We start from the raw sequence: 14911 nt of genomic DNA, 5'->3' as shown, positions 1-14911 counted from the left end.
AACTCGTTTTTTTAGTTACTATCCCACGCCTTGGTGAGGTGTCCGAGTGGCTTAAGGAGCACGCCTGGAAAGTGTGTATACGTTTGCGCGTATCGAGGGTTCGAATCCCTCTCTCACCGCCAGAATTGAAGTTTAAAGAGGCTTAAACCTAGTGGGTTTAGGCTTTTTTATTAGCCCAAATATTAAAAACAGCCTGAAAAAGCCGATAACTTTCTCATCATATTTAAGCCCCAGATTAAATTAAATATTTCAACTCAATGAAAAATCTCACTTCTTTAGCTAAGAAAGCAATTCACTCCCATAACAATTTAATTTTACCCTTTTCAATTTATTCAGCTTATAAAGAACAAAAAATTAGAAATGTTCCGATTACGAAACCGTTACTCATCGCTATTTTAAGTGGCATTAAAGAGTTAGGGGGAACTGAAAATATTGTATGTGAAGCTGGTTCTTTTATATTTTTATCAAATAGCGCCAGCATTGATATGCGCAATATTCCAAATCAAGAAGAATATTTCGCGCTCCTCATCGAGTTCGACTTTAATGACTTTAAAGATCTTCCTAATCCTTCAGGAACTCCTAAAAAGTTTGTACAAGGCCAACTCACCTCCTTACTCGAAAATGTACTTTCTCAATTTATAGATTTTTCTCTCATTGCCCCGCCTTCTGTTTTTAAATTTAGAAGAAGAGAACTTTTAGAACTTATTTATCATTCTGGTTATACCGATATCTCTAGCCTGAATATGACTACAAGCTTGAGTGAAAAAGTTCAGGTATTAATTTCTGATCATTTATCTACAGAACTCACAGCTGAATTTATTGCTTCCCAACTTTTCATGAGTTCATCGACTCTAAGAAGAAAGCTAAAAAGTGAGGGAAACAGTATTCAAGATATTCGTAATAGAGTAAGACTGGGGCATGGATTGCACTTAATTCAAACCACCAATAACAGCATTGGAAATATTGCATTTGAGTGTGGCTATCAATCTCAATCTAGATTTACTGAACAATTTAAAAATTTGTTTGGAATTACCCCTCGTGAATTACGGAAGACCAAAATGCTCACTTAAGGCGAATTTATGGCAAATCTGCGTATAAAAAAATTTAAGAAGAAAACTTAAGATCTTTTGCACACTTAAAAAGGTTCTTAAGAAAGCAAATGAAAAAAGTAGCAGTGATTTTATCGGGCTGTGGTTATTTAGATGGTTCTGAAATTAGAGAATCTGTTTTAACCCTCTTGGCCTTAGACACAGCCAATATTGAATATCAAATTTTTGCACCCGATGAGCCTTTGTTCCATGTCATCGACCATGTGAGTGGAGAAATAAACGAAGGTGAAAGCAGAAATATTTTACAAGAAGCGGGACGAATTGCCCGAGGTAAAATTTCCACACTTGATAAACTTGATGAAAATGAATTCGATGGACTTATTATTCCCGGTGGGTTTGGAGTAGCCAAAAATTTATCAACTTTTGCCTTTAAAGGAGCAGAAGCAAGAGTACATTCTACAGTCGCCTCAATTCTAAAAGCGTTTCATCAAAGTAAGAAACCTGTCGGGGCAATATGCATCTCCCCTGCAATATTAGCACTGAATTTTGGAGACTTACACCCAAATATCACTTTAGGATCTGACACAAACATTGCTAAGGAAATTGAAAAAACTGGTGCAATTCATCATGTCTGTCAAACCTCAGACTGCGTGATAGATAATCAAAATTTATTTGTTACCACGCCTGCCTATATGGATGATCAAGCGAATTTGAAGGATATCTTTACAGGGATTACAAGCTTGGTTGAGGCGATGACAACTTTAGCAAATTAAGATGTTTGGTGAGGGATAGAGATTTCTATCCCTCATTTTATTGCGCTCTTTTATATTAAGTCTAAATAAAAGCAATCTAATCAACTATAAGTAACTTCGCACCATTCAGGCTAAAAGACTGATGTGGCTCTGAATTATCTCCTACTTGATAACTCATTCCTGAAGTTAAAGTGAAGGTTCGCCCATCCTTCAACCTACTTTCTAACTCGCCTTCTAGGCAGAATAATATGTGCCCTTTTTCACACCAGTGGTCTGCTAAATAATTTGCTGAGTACTCTACAAGTCTTACCCTTATTTTATTATTTTCTTCACCAAAAAATTGAGTTTTCCAATAAGCTTTTCCAGTTTCACCGCTATATTCAGTGTCTTCAATTTCTTCCCAGTTTGTAATTTGAAATGGAAAAGGCGCGATATTCATAATTTTTCCAAAGACGTATTATTGTATTTTCAACTTATAGACTATTCTAAATTTTGCAAACGATTTAAAAATATTATTTCTCAAGCCCCACTGTCTAACTCAGAAAGAAGTCCATTAGATTTCCCTAATCAACCTTAATCCAAAACGAACACTTCTAATGACTCTACATAAGGCAAAATAAGATATTCATGATTAGATAAATGCTGTTCTAGCTGGGTATGAGTTGTTTGATTGAATTGATAAAAGTTGCTCAACTCATGAAGCAATTTAGTAGTTTTATTTGCATCAAATTTTGGTGTTTTAATAAAGAATAATAAGCTTGCACCTAAGCCAACATACTCTAGGCCATAGTTCTGATCTAAATGCTGAATTAAGCTAAAAGACTCAAAAGGATTCAAATCACAAGTAAAGTATCCATTGAGGCATGCTGCAAATTTTTGAGTCTCAGTTTGAGTATTTACTAACTTTACTTGAATAACGTCATCTAAAATTTTTTCGGGTTCAGCATTAATCTGTAGCAGAGTCGATTGATCTTCATCACAATAACTAAGTTTTTTAGGCAAGTTATTAAAGTCTATATAATTTTCTGGCTTTAATAACTGTTCAAGATGATATTGAAATTCTAAAGGTCGAGTATTATCCCAACTTGCTTCACTATCATCTTGAGTTAGTTCTGAAGCATCGAAGTAAAGACCATCTCCCATTGAAGCATGCATGGAAGTGTATTGGCATTGTCCAATATCTTCTAAAAGTAATAATACTTTTTTAGGTAAGTGCTTCTGCTTAATTTCTGAATATAAGTTAAGAACATCCTTCCATGAGTTTACTTTACTCATTGTTGCGTAGCATATTAATTCATGAGCATCATCAGTTATAAGGGAATTTTCTTTTTCTTTAATACGAAGAATGGTCATAAGTTTTTAAATTTAATCTATATTTAACTAATATTTATATCATAAATAAATCGTATATTTAACTTAAAATCCCTACTCTAACCCTTTAAAAAACCTTCTATATTAAAGACCCAAACCCTCTCGCTTAGGCCTTCCCCTCTCTAAACTTATTTAGACAGCTCTAATAATTTCTGAACATACTGAATCGCATTATTATCTATGTCTTGGTGCGTCGGAACATCATCGTCTTCTGAAGGGTTTGTGTCTAAACCATAAAATGCATGGAGTGGTTGATAGACTGCCCCAACATATAAAGCTGTTAGCTCAAATGGAGTAAAAATCTTCTCCAAAGAAATTTGATAGTCACCAGTTTCTGAATAAACTTGTTCTTGCCCACCAGCAGATAAAGCCAACATAAACTTTTTATTTTTGAGCTTGTCGCCTGTCGAACCATAGGCCCAGCCATACGCCAAAACTTCATCTAGCCATTGCTTCAATAACGGCGGGCAATTAAACCAATACACTGGAAATTGAAATACTAAATTTTCGTGTTCTTCTACAAGCGCTTGTTCTTTCGCGACATCAATCACCCCGTCTGGGTAGGCCTGATAAATTTGATGAACCGTAAATTGGTCTGGGTGTTTTTCTAATTCCTCAATCCATCTTTTATTTACAACAGATTGGTCTATTTGAGGATGGGTAACAATCACCAATGTCTTTTTCATTATGAAAACACTCTTATCGAAAAGTAGATAAATCGATTATAGAAGTGTGCTTTCATAAATATAAGTACGGTAATTTATGTTATATACTATACTAAAAGATAGTATGGATTTTAAAAATGGACGACTGCATTCCAACGTATACACCATTAGAAGATACAGGTTTTGGCTACACCCTTTCTTTGATTAATGGCAAATATAAGATGATTATCATGTATTGGCTGTATGGAAAAACCGTCATGCGTTTTAATGAGCTGCAACGCTGCATTGGCAATATTTCGTTTAGAACCCTAAGTAATACACTCAAAGAATTAGAAAGAGATGGACTGATTCATCGCAAGGAATATCCTCAAATTCCGCCAAAAGTTGAATACCGGCTTTCAGAAAGAGGACAGTCTTTAATTCCTTTGTTAGATATGATGTGCGAATGGGGCGAGCGCAATAAGCCGTCTTAGTTTTATAGACTTGAAGTGATACTAAATATGAGAAATGAATTAAGAGAAATTTTTATTAAGGGATGCGACGAGAAAATTGAAAAGAAGGGAGACAATGTTGGTCTATCTTTTTACGCTTTTTTTAAAAATAAGAATGATAACCCTGAGCTACTGATGGAAGCAGCACATTGGTGGATTATGGAGCATAAGCTAGATCACTTCGAGAAGGCTGTGAAGATTAAACAATTGGTTTTGAATGAGTAGTAAAATTAGAGTGGAAGACTATTAGAAATAAGATAGTCTTTAATTCTTATACTAGAGATAAAGTGTGAAAAGGTAAAAATGTTTATAGATGCTTTATCTAGTTTTCTTAAAAAATTAGCCTCAAAAGATGAGTTGGATGAATGGTACTTATCTACCTTCATTGATGAAAATGTTTGTGTACTATCTCCAGCAAAAGCATTTGAAGTCTCTTCACATGTTATAGAGCTTCTTACAGATGAGGCTCAGTCAGACTATATATATGAATTGCTAACCATTTTATTAGCTCTACAACACCGGTCTGACACAACACAAGTACCTAAAATCCTAAAAAATAATCCTAATTTTTTTGATGAAATTATTAAAAAAAATCCCGAAAAATATATTCTAAATTTAGCTCATGATTTAGCTCAAAACTATCGAATGAAATTATAAATTTTAGTGGCTCAAAGTACTTTAGTAATTATTCATCAAAAAAAACCATTCCTTCATAAGGATTTTTTTTACAGCTCTCCAAACGACTAGATAGATTACCTACATGTACCTCTAATTTATGACCATCAGGATCTAAAAAATATATAGATTCTCCTTCACTTTGATTATTTTTCCACTCACGTATATTCATCAGTTTAATTTTTTGACGGAATTCATCTATATGATCTTCACTAATGCTAAAACAGTAGTGTGTATAGTCTGAACCGATACTAACTTCATCAAGTGATAAACAAAGCCATAACTCTCCAAGACTCAAATAAGCGCCTTTATTCCATTTGGCTCTGGGAATAAAACCTAGAACCTCCTTATAAAAACTAAAACTACGTTCAACATTTGCTACTGAAATAGTTAGATGATCCAATCCATTTAATTTCATAGACATTATTCTCTTTTTAAATGGATTTTATTTGCATTAGAGGCTACATAATCTATAGAAGAGTATAATTCTGATCAAAAAAAAGAGAACTATAAAATTCTTAGTAAGAATATAATTTTTAGTATAAAGACCCAACTCTCGTCAGGCCTTTTCCCCCATCAAACCCGACTTAAAAAGTATTCAAGTAATACATCCCTTTCATCGGTGTTATTGGTCCCCAAAAGCTGCACCATCGCGCCATCAATCACAAATAAAAACATGTGCGCATCTTCAACTGTAGAGGCAGGCTTTACGGTTAAAAGCAGTTTATGAATTTCATCAATTAACCATTTTCGGTAGTCAATGACGAGTTTATAGGCCGCTGGATAAAGCTTTTCAATTTCAAAAATCGCTTTAAATGGCAAACGATAAAAGCCATCTAAGTTTGCATGTAAGAAATAGATTTTCTTTAGCTTATCGAACACCATAAGTTCTTGGTACGAATGAATAATTGAAAACACCTCATGTTTTAATGCATCTATTTGAAAAGTTAAGCTCATCTGAATGAGCCTCTCTTTGGAGTGAAAGTAGTTATAAAAAGTGGCTTTTGGAATTTTGGCTTCACTAATAATTCGGTCGATACCGACGTGAAATCCATGTTGATTAAATAAATCTTTTGCCGCGTGGAGCACTTGTAGTGCTTTAAATGATGCTTCTAAATTTGGCATTTTTATACCGTTTAAAATAATTTTTTGTTGTATGTAAAAGAGATAGAAATGCCGTCACTCTTAAATTGAGCGCTAAAAACAGGCATGCAAAAGCCACACAAAAATGGTGTGCTCGCCTATCTCGGGTTTTATTGTTGCTATGATTTTTTAGTCGTAATGACCTATGGCTTAAAACCTAGAGTCGGTTAAACCGTTTTAAAGACCAGTTGGGTATAGACCTAAAGATTTTGGCAAAGGTTGCCAATGAGAGAGATGAAATAGTACGCATTAGCGAACTCCTTTGGGTAATAAAGAAGCTTCGCCACATCACTGCTAAATGATTATGGTGGCGAAACGAAAAGGGGTTAGCAGACTGATTTACCCAAAAACCAGCACATCCGAAGATGTCCCCCTCCCGTTCCGCCGCAGAGGGGGGCACGTAGGGATGCCCACAAAAAAGAGAGACTTTTTCGTGTGCGTTGGGTAAATACGGCCTGCTAAAACCGACTGGCAATGTGACCAGCAGGCAAAGGATAATCCGCGAGTTTTGGAGTGTCAATGTAAGGTTGAATAGAAATTGGTTAAATAATTTTTGTTTTCATTCAATTAGATATTTAAGCTAAACAGTCATTCAACTTAAATTTAAGAATATCATGATAATAATAAAAATGGTGGCAGAACGAAAAGAGGTTAGCAGACTGGACACACAGAACCAGCACACCCGAAAGTGTCCTCTTAGCGCTCTACCATAGAATGGTGGCAAAACGAAAAGGGATTAGCAGGCTGGTACAAAAGGAAACCAGCACACCTAAAGGTGTTCCCTTATCGTTCTACCATAGAATGGTGGCAGAACGACAAGGGGTTAGCAGACTGGGCACAGTACCAGCACACCTGAAAGTGTCCCCTTATCGCTCTACCCTAAAGTAGTTTTCAGGCAAAGAATAATTATCAATTTTTTAAGTGTAAATGTTTATATATTATTAATTTATAAAATATTTTTTATTTCCATTGGCTCATTTTTTCATTATTAATTTATCATTCATTTTTAAAACTGCTTAAATGAACAGATTGATCACTTCATAAATAAAAGCTACAGTAAATAAAGTTTGAATTTTATAACTTTAAATAAATTGATGGCTCACGCAGGCAAAGACATGGAAACCATACATGATTTTTATCGCCGCTTTTCTTTAACCAGAGATAGCGATTACTCGGTTCCATCGACTTCGTTTGGGCATTTCAACGTGTTCCAACGCGATGCCTGCTCGTTTCTCACGCCTTACAGCCGCCGCGATTATTATAAAATTTCACTGGTTTTAGGTACAGGCGAACTTCACTACGCCAACCGCTGGATTCGGGTAGACCGCCCTGCTTTACTGTTTTCAAACCCGATAGTTCCCTATGCATGGGAAATTAATTCGCCCGAACAGGCAGGCTGGTTTTGCCTATTTACTGAAGAGTTTGTAAACCAAGAATCAAGACAAAGCTTTTTAAAAGACTCTCCACTGTTTAAAGTCGACGGCGACCCGCTATATTTTTTAAACGACCAACAGGTTGATGAAATTTCATTTATTTTCAAAAAGATGATGACTGAAATAAATTCAGACTACATTCATAAATACAACGTTTTAAGAAACTATTTGCATCTGATTGTGCATGAAGCTATGAAAATGCAACCGACCCAACAGTTTGAAAAACATAGCAATGCTGCAGTTCGGATTTGCCATTTATTCTTTGAGTTATTAGAGCGTCAGTTCCCAATCGACTCGCCCCATTTTCAGCTTAAACTTAAAACTGCAAATGACTATGCCTATGGTTTGTCGGTGCATGTGAACCATTTAAATCGAGCTGTAAAAGAAGCTACAGGCAAAACCACGTCTGAGCATATTAGCTCGCGCATTACGCAAGAAGCCAAAGCGCTGCTACAACACACCAGTTGGAATATTTCTGAAATTGCCTATAGCTTAGGCTTTGAATATTCAGCGTATTTCACCAATTTCTTTAAAAAAAATACGGGATTTTCACCTAAAAAGTTCCGTGAAGACTGTGTGGCCTAAAAACAGATTGTTTGAATTTTATAATTATTGGTTTGAATGTTATACGTCAGTTTGAGCCAAAGCATTTTATAGTTTTTCTACTCAAGTGATTTTGCAAAAAGAGTGTGAAAAATGAAATATAGAACTTTAGGAAAAACAGGCGAAAAAGTATCAGCACTTGGTTTAGGTTGCATGGGAATGAGCTTTGCCTATGGTGCCTCAGACGACACACAAAGCATTGCAACCCTAGAAAAAGCCTTAGACCTCGGCATTAACTTTTGGGACACTGCCGACATGTATGGCAACGGCGCAAACGAAGTTTTGCTCTCAAAAGTTTTAGAAAAACATCGCGACAAAGTATTTTTGGCGACCAAATTTGGCTTCCGCTATAAAGAAGACAACCTTACCCCACAAAACTCTTTAGAGTCTTATATCGACGGCTCACCTGAGTGGATTAAAGTTGCGGTCGAAAACAGTTTAAAACGTCTAAATACAGACATGATTGATTTGTATTATGCGCACCGCATTGACCCAAACATTCCAGTTGAAGACACCATTGGCGCAATGGCCGACTTGGTGCAACAAGGTAAAGTGCGTTACCTAGGACTCAGTGAAGCGTCGGCTGAAACTATTCGTAAAGCGCATGCGATTCACCCAATTGCAGCGGTTCAACATGAATATTCATTGCTTACTCGTGAACTGGAAGATACACACTTTCAAACCATTCGTGAGTTAGGCATTAGCCTTGTGCCGTATTCACCGCTGTCACGTGGTTTAATTACTAATACGCTTGATGTGGGTAGCCTAGACGAAAATGATTTCCGTCGCCAGTTACCACGCTATCAAGGCGACAACTGGAAAAATAACCAAAGCTTGGCGCAAGCATTTAGCGAATTTGCCCAAAGCAAAAACGCGACAGCGGCTCAACTGGCTTTGGCTTGGATTTTGGCACAAGGTGAAGACATTATTCCAATTCCGGGTACGCGTAAAATCGAGCGACTTGTAGAAAATGCGGGTGCTGTAGATATTGATTTAACAGCGGCAGATTTGGCAGAAATCGACGCAATTATTGCGAGATATCCAAACATGGGCGCACGCTATAACGCTGAGCAACTTGCTGCGGTGAATCATTAAAATATGAGCTATAAAAAAGTCCGACTCAGTGTCGGACTTTTTTTATTTAGTCTTTGCTATAACTACCCTGCTGGCGTCCATCGTTCCAAGTTACGTCTAACGATTTTTCAGAAATCGTCAGGCTTTCAGGAAATATACTTAAATTCTTTTTAAATTTAGAGTCTGGTTTTAAACCAATACAGTTCCCATTTTTCCACCATGTCCCTTCGGCATATTGGTCTAAAGCGCCATAGGCTAACATCCATTTAAACTTGCCGTCTGGCTGAAGTAAAAGTTCTGAACCAACTTCCATCACACCATTTAAATAATAGTGCCCACTCCAAGCCTGATCAGCTTGCTGAAATTTCACTTCTTTGCATGTGCTGGTTGGCTCTGCATAAATTTGAGAAGAAATCGCAATCGTAGAAAGTAATAGCAACCGTGCAAATATATTCATTATTTAATTCCTTATATTTTTAGTGTTATTTTCCAGACTCAACTTTTAAATAAGTTCCGTCTGCATACACGTTGTGTCCAAAGCCACAACCCGAGTTACCCTCGTTTTGTTTGACCTGAATGAAGTTTCCTAACTTCGCATTGGTTTTAAAATCAAGTTGAATGCGGCAGTCTTGATCTTTATAGACGATTTGCTTTTTATTGCTCGGCATTGTGGTGCCAAACTCCCCCATGTTCGGACCGTAAATTAAGCTTCTAAGGCCCATATATAAGCCAGCATAGCTGATTGCATATTGCCCCTTCTCACGGCTTACCGTGATGTGGTCCCATTCACCAAAACCTGAGTAACGCACATATTCACCAGACAAGTCATTTGATGCTTTAGGTTTTGGTAATTGCTTAAGATTAAATTGGCTAGATTTTGATTTTTCATCGAGCATAAACCACGATCTTGCCCAAAGTGGCTGACCCAGTTTGGCATAGGCTAAGCCCACATTATTGTTGGCAACTTCAATATCTCGGTCAGTAAATTTAACCGTGGTTTCATCTGCATTGGCTTTACAAAATGCTGTCCAAGATGCTTGGTTTTGGAAATATTCTAGGGCTTTTTTATATTGTTTTTGGTCGTAGTTTTTCTTACCTAAGCTCGCGTATTGCTTCACTTTATTACAGCTTTGCTGTAGCTCTTGTGCAAAAGAAAATTCTGCATGAGTAACCGACAAAGCTGAAAGTGTCAGAACCGCGCAACCTGAAATAATAGATTTAATCATTTTTAAAATTCTTTAATAATTAACTAATTATATAATATGAGCTAGTTCGACAAATCACAATTCTCTGCAACAAAAGTCCATTACAATGCTGGTTAGCTTAGGTTCTTTCATCACGCCATATAAAAAAGGCCTGAACATTTAGCTCAAGCCTTTTTGATTTTAGAGTTTAGCCAAATCTCAACTAAGAAGACTCACTTAGACTCAAGTTAGAATGATGATTTTGACAAATTGCGCTTTGTAAAATTTTCATACTATTTTTAATCGCATCTTCGACCTGTATTTGGCTATCTCCCATGAAATGAATTTTTGCAGGAATATTTTCATAACTAAAATTGTTATGGTCGCCACTTTCTTGAATTAACTGATAGGTAATCGTTTCATTCTCTAGTTCTTTAATGCCATTAAATAAAAAGCCAGAACTATAAGGATTCGGCATCATCAGAAAACCAGTGATTTTCGTATTCACTGACTCTTGTGGAATATTCATTGCCGCCTTAATCCACATTTCGTACAAGTCGACTGACTCATTGCGTAATGTAATGAACGGAATTTCCCCGCCACCGACTCGCCCACCAACCTCTAAAAAGACCAGTTCACCTTTAGACTCAATAAATTCGAGATGAATCGCCTGATCTTTTAATTTTAAGAATTTACATACGTCTAAAGTAAATCGTTCTACTTTTTGAATAAACTCAGAATTATCAATCGTGACTGAGCCTAATGGCGCACCGTTTCTAAAGTCTAAACAGGTATTAATATATTTTGAGACTTTAAAGTAAGGCATTTTATTGTCAGAAATAATCGCATCAACGTGATAGATATCTCCTTCAACAAATTCTTCTACTTCGTAGCCTGCATAGGAAGACAATCGTGGTATATCGGCCAACTCACTAATTTTGATCACGCCTTCAGAAGCTGCACCTACTTGAGGTTTTAAAATAATTGCTGAACCACTTTCTAGCAGAAATTTTTTAATGTCTTGGTGTGAAGACACTTCTGCATATTTTGGATAACGGACAGTAGAATGAGCTAAGGCATCCTTCATTTTTTTCTTATTACGGCACAACAAATTGTCTTCAACCGTTGCACCCACAATATTCAATTCAGTTCGAATGCGAGCGGCAGCATCGAGGTCATATTCTGAGATGGCAATAACATAATCTATTGGCTTCTTTTCATAGATTTTTACTGCTTCTTTTAATACATCCTCTTCATTTAATTGTTCTAAACCCGCTATGCAGTAACAGTTTGAAGAGGTGATATAGCGCATGGTGTCTATTAATGAAATATAAGAGACATGGACAGCATCGTGATCTATATATTTATTAAAGTCAGACAATTCATCGTCATATCTATTGATGATTAATACATGTTTCATATGACTTTCACCTGCTCATGTATATGTGTGACTAAACTACGAATCTTATCTTCACTTTCAGAACGGAGGATGATGTAGCCTAATCGTGAGGTCCAATCATAGTTACACGCCAGTTCATCATCTGCTTCGTAGTAGAAGTGATGGTGTACACATTCAGGTGCTTCTAATAATTGCTCTAAACCACTAAAGCCTTTGAAAAGTCTGTGGTTTCCTTGCGGAATAAACGCAATTGCAGAGACCATGTTTTTCTCTATAGAAGGTGAATATGGCAGGTCGAGGTATTCGCTCAGTACAGCTTGTGCGAGGTCAAAATTAGTCGCCAGTTTAATTAACTCAACAATATTGTCGCCCGGTAAACGTGCAGCTAACTCGATCGCTACGGCTTTCCCCTGAGGCGTTACTCTCAGTTCTAGGTGAAAAGGTCCGATGTTTAATTCTAAGGTTTGAATGACTTTTGCGGCATAATCAAAAACATGTTCAGAAAATTGGTCGTCATACTTATTTCCAACAATATGCCCAATTTCCACAAAATAAGGTTCAGGGCCTAATAGCTTCTCTGTAAGTGAAGCAAAGGTTATTTTTCCATCTGTATGGACAATTCCTTCAACACTGTATTCTTTACCTAGAATGTATTCTTCAACAATTAAATCACCACTTGCATAGAAACCAATATCATTCGGTTTAGATTTCCAGATCGCATCAACTGTTCTTAATAATTCATCAAGATCAGAGACTTTTTTAACAGACATACTGCCCGCCATATCAACCGGCTTCACTACAGCTGGAAACTTAAACCCTTGAGGTAAGCAGATCTCTTTACCCTGTGAAATCAAGGCATATTTAATATCGCTCAAGCCTGACTTGGTTAACTTGTCACGAAATTTGAATTTATTTCGAACCGTTTGCGCTGTCGTATATTCAAGAGAGTTTTTGGCAAATGAATTGCCTAGTTGTGCTGCCATAGGTACAGCATATTCAACCCCCGGTAATATGGCTCTTACCGTCTTTAACTCATTAATTTTAGAGAGTTGGCTATGAAAATCACTGGTATCTATTTTTATTATCTCTTTTGCTTTTTGTCGCATTGTTCCATCAATGCTGCACTCTCCTTCGTCAGTAGAAAAAACATATAAATCTATACCTAATTCTTGAGCGGCATTTAAATAAGTGACGCCTGAAGAAATAGGTTCTATAACTACTACAGTCATTGTTACAGTCTCCGTTAGGGACCAAAACTTTCCAACTCACACAGAGGCTGATTTAAAATTTTATTAATTATTGGGGTAGAACCGACACCCACTGTTAACTCGTGAGAGTCCAAATAATTTGAAAAATCAAATCCATTATTCGTCCACGTACAAAACGGGATATTTATAATATTGACCTCAGCTTCAACTTGCTCTCGAAAAACATTGACGCAATGTTGATGATAATGACTTAAAACTGACCGATTAATCGCATAGATATTCACTTTAGAAATAGGATTTTTTCGGATGAGATCCAATCCCCGAGTAAGTGCAGCACCCATACCACTTCCACCGCTTACAATATTAAGCGTAGATATGGCCTTCTCGTATTCAGGCTCTATATGATTATTCAGGTTGTATTCTAATTGGTCACCAATCGCTAGCTTTTGAAATAAGTTAGAAAATATTCCATTTGGTCTTAATTTTATGTGCAAAACAAAAAAATCATAATTTTTCACACCCAGTGAAACCACAGAGTAACTTCGAATTAAAGATTCTGATGGGTGTTTGATATTTACAATTGCTTTAGAACTAAAGAAGGTCCTTTTAATTTTAAATGTGAGCTCAACAATATTTTCAGAAAGAAAATTTCTAGTTATTAATTGAGCCACACTAAAATTATTAACCAATGGTGCGATTTCGACATCGCTCTGAGCATAGCTAATACAAGGTAAGAACTCTTTATCTATGGCAACTTGGTTTCCCGATTCATATACGACTCCACCTTTTAGTTTACATCGACAAACTCGGCACACACCTTTTAAACAGCCTTTCATCACTGTGCTATCAGGCACTGCATTGATAAGAGGCTGTTCAGAATCAGCAATGAAAATATGCTCTTTAATGCGAACATTCACCATTGGCATATTCTAATTCCATTGCTATGAAAGCGTTTCAGCACGCACAGCCTGAAAATACTCTCCCACCATCGGAACAAAGCTATTGATATGCTTGATTGCAAGATCAAAGTCTTCTTGTGTTTTAATTACAGAAGAAAGCATATCTGTCATCATGCCGCTATGGTCTTCAGCTTCATCAAATGCAACATGCGAAGCTGCACCCGATACGGCCTGATTGCCCATATGGACACCCGCTTTTTGCGTAATAAAATTATTAAATTTGTCGCCATAATATTCGAGGAACCAGTCCCAAACGACTGCTGGCAATGCACCAAATTTCTCTACACAAAAGTTTAAATACCCCATCAGTTTCCATGTTTCAGGAAATGCATTTTTTGAAATAATCTGATCTGAAGAATATCCATATTTAGTCAAGTCTTGACCAAACATTTCATCGTGTCCAAATTCATCATATAAATAATATGAAAGCTGTTTTGCAGCAGAGATATTATTGATTGCAGCAACGCGTACAGCATTTGCATCTAACTCATTATTCATATGAATGCGAATAACGCACTCTAAAATATGTCGTTTATAATATTTTTCATCGAACCAGTCTTCATTATGAAATTTATGCATAATTTCATCTTTTTTAAACTCGCTATGCATAGCATGATCAACCGCACTTTCTAATTTTTTCAGACTTTCCTGTGAAAAAAACACGTTTTATCTCCGTTATATTTAAATTATTATCCAAGTATTAAATACTTATTTAGCTAGAATTAAGATTGTTATTAATTAAACTTAAAACAAGCAAATATTATGTTTAAATATATTTTATAAAATGTCAACAAAATATTATTTTTTAGAATTTCTAATTAAAAGAAGTATTATTAATCAAAAATAAAATTAATAAATTAAATTAACAATCAAACAACAAATACTTTAAAACAAATGAATAAATT

18 protein-coding genes and 1 tRNA gene are annotated in these 14911 nt (G+C 36.1%); 8 read left to right on the top strand and 11 right to left on the bottom strand.

From position 1 onward, the window contains the following. Positions 1-32 precede the first annotated feature (32 nt). The 3 genes from ACB088_RS17500 (at position 33) to elbB (ending at position 1822) form a co-directional block, all read left to right on the top strand. Positions 33-122: transfer RNA gene (locus ACB088_RS17500), tRNA-Ser, on the top strand. Positions 123-257: 135 nt separating this feature from the next. Then, positions 258-1070, top strand: coding sequence for a helix-turn-helix transcriptional regulator (locus tag ACB088_RS17495; protein ID WP_375037578.1), 813 nt, complete (start codon positions 258-260; stop codon positions 1068-1070). 89 nt (positions 1071-1159) lie between these two features. Further along, complete coding sequence (gene elbB / locus ACB088_RS17490) at positions 1160-1822, top strand: isoprenoid biosynthesis glyoxalase ElbB (protein WP_375037577.1); 663 nt, start codon at positions 1160-1162, stop codon at positions 1820-1822. Positions 1823-1898: 76 nt separating this feature from the next. Here elbB and ACB088_RS17485 read toward each other — a convergent pair whose 3' ends face one another. The 3 genes from ACB088_RS17485 to ACB088_RS17475 form a co-directional block, all read right to left on the bottom strand. After that, positions 1899-2240, bottom strand: a complete 342-nt coding sequence (locus ACB088_RS17485; protein ID WP_375037576.1) for a DHCW motif cupin fold protein — start codon at positions 2238-2240, stop codon at positions 1899-1901. 134 nt (positions 2241-2374) lie between these two features. Continuing rightward, positions 2375-3154: a hypothetical protein gene (locus ACB088_RS17480; RefSeq protein WP_375037575.1), complete on the bottom strand. Its 780-nt coding sequence runs from the start codon at positions 3152-3154 to the stop codon at positions 2375-2377. 146 nt (positions 3155-3300) lie between these two features. Beyond that, on the bottom strand, positions 3301-3858 hold the full coding sequence (locus tag ACB088_RS17475; protein WP_375037574.1) for an NAD(P)H-dependent oxidoreductase: 558 nt from the start codon (positions 3856-3858) through the stop codon (positions 3301-3303). Positions 3859-3974: 116 nt separating this feature from the next. Between ACB088_RS17475 and ACB088_RS17470 the strand changes: the two genes are divergently transcribed. From ACB088_RS17470 to ACB088_RS17460, 3 genes are all read left to right on the top strand, one after another. Then, positions 3975-4310 carry a helix-turn-helix domain-containing protein gene (locus tag ACB088_RS17470; protein WP_133971406.1) on the top strand — a complete coding sequence of 112 codons (336 nt, stop codon included), beginning with the start codon at positions 3975-3977 and terminating at the stop codon, positions 4308-4310. A gap of 27 nt (positions 4311-4337) precedes the next feature. Then, complete coding sequence (locus ACB088_RS17465; RefSeq protein WP_375037573.1) at positions 4338-4553, top strand: DUF6500 family protein; 216 nt, start codon at positions 4338-4340, stop codon at positions 4551-4553. A gap of 78 nt (positions 4554-4631) precedes the next feature. After that, positions 4632-4985, top strand: coding sequence for a hypothetical protein (locus tag ACB088_RS17460; RefSeq protein ID WP_375037572.1), 354 nt, complete (start codon positions 4632-4634; stop codon positions 4983-4985). A 28-nt stretch (positions 4986-5013) separates the two neighbouring features. Here ACB088_RS17460 and fosLL read toward each other — a convergent pair whose 3' ends face one another. Together fosLL and ACB088_RS17450 are read right to left on the bottom strand one after the other, a co-directional pair. Beyond that, positions 5014-5421 carry a fosfomycin resistance glutathione transferase FosLL gene (gene fosLL, locus ACB088_RS17455; protein ID WP_375038821.1) on the bottom strand — a complete coding sequence of 136 codons (408 nt, stop codon included), beginning with the start codon at positions 5419-5421 and terminating at the stop codon, positions 5014-5016. A 158-nt stretch (positions 5422-5579) separates the two neighbouring features. Next, positions 5580-6128: a TetR/AcrR family transcriptional regulator gene (locus ACB088_RS17450; protein ID WP_375037571.1), complete on the bottom strand. Its 549-nt coding sequence runs from the start codon at positions 6126-6128 to the stop codon at positions 5580-5582. A 1133-nt stretch (positions 6129-7261) separates the two neighbouring features. Here ACB088_RS17450 and ACB088_RS17445 point away from each other — a divergent pair. Then, positions 7262-8164 (top strand): helix-turn-helix domain-containing protein, encoded by a 903-nt coding sequence (locus tag ACB088_RS17445; RefSeq protein ID WP_375037570.1) that lies wholly within the window; start codon positions 7262-7264, stop codon positions 8162-8164. A gap of 111 nt (positions 8165-8275) precedes the next feature. Further along, the gene (locus ACB088_RS17440; RefSeq protein WP_375037569.1) at positions 8276-9277 is read left to right on the top strand and encodes an aldo/keto reductase; all 1002 of its coding nucleotides are present in this window, start codon (positions 8276-8278) and stop codon (positions 9275-9277) included. Positions 9278-9323: 46 nt separating this feature from the next. Here ACB088_RS17440 and ACB088_RS17435 read toward each other — a convergent pair whose 3' ends face one another. The 6 genes from ACB088_RS17435 to ACB088_RS17410 form a co-directional block, all read right to left on the bottom strand. Beyond that, positions 9324-9716 (bottom strand): hypothetical protein, encoded by a 393-nt coding sequence (locus ACB088_RS17435; protein ID WP_375038820.1) that lies wholly within the window; start codon positions 9714-9716, stop codon positions 9324-9326. Positions 9717-9738: 22 nt separating this feature from the next. Next, positions 9739-10482: a hypothetical protein gene (locus ACB088_RS17430; RefSeq protein ID WP_375037568.1), complete on the bottom strand. Its 744-nt coding sequence runs from the start codon at positions 10480-10482 to the stop codon at positions 9739-9741. A gap of 181 nt (positions 10483-10663) precedes the next feature. After that, positions 10664-11860: an acetyl-CoA carboxylase biotin carboxylase subunit family protein gene (locus ACB088_RS17425; protein WP_375037567.1), complete on the bottom strand. Its 1197-nt coding sequence runs from the start codon at positions 11858-11860 to the stop codon at positions 10664-10666. Next, positions 11857-13068 carry an acetyl-CoA carboxylase biotin carboxylase subunit family protein gene (locus ACB088_RS17420; protein WP_375037566.1) on the bottom strand — a complete coding sequence of 404 codons (1212 nt, stop codon included), beginning with the start codon at positions 13066-13068 and terminating at the stop codon, positions 11857-11859. The genes ACB088_RS17425 and ACB088_RS17420 overlap by 4 nt, the downstream gene beginning before the upstream one ends. Positions 13069-13082: 14 nt before the next feature. Continuing rightward, complete coding sequence (locus tag ACB088_RS17415; protein WP_003653954.1) at positions 13083-13973, bottom strand: 2Fe-2S iron-sulfur cluster binding domain-containing protein; 891 nt, start codon at positions 13971-13973, stop codon at positions 13083-13085. Positions 13974-13988: 15 nt separating this feature from the next. Next, on the bottom strand, positions 13989-14669 hold the full coding sequence (locus ACB088_RS17410) for a hypothetical protein (RefSeq protein WP_003653956.1): 681 nt from the start codon (positions 14667-14669) through the stop codon (positions 13989-13991). Positions 14670-14911: the final 242 nt, after the last annotated feature.

The organism is Acinetobacter sp. RW6 (assembly GCF_041956835.1).
Lineage (GTDB): Bacteria > Pseudomonadota > Gammaproteobacteria > Pseudomonadales > Moraxellaceae > Acinetobacter > Acinetobacter calcoaceticus.
The sequence above is the reverse complement of the archived record's forward strand: the minus strand, read 5'-3'. Positions and strand labels throughout refer to the sequence as shown.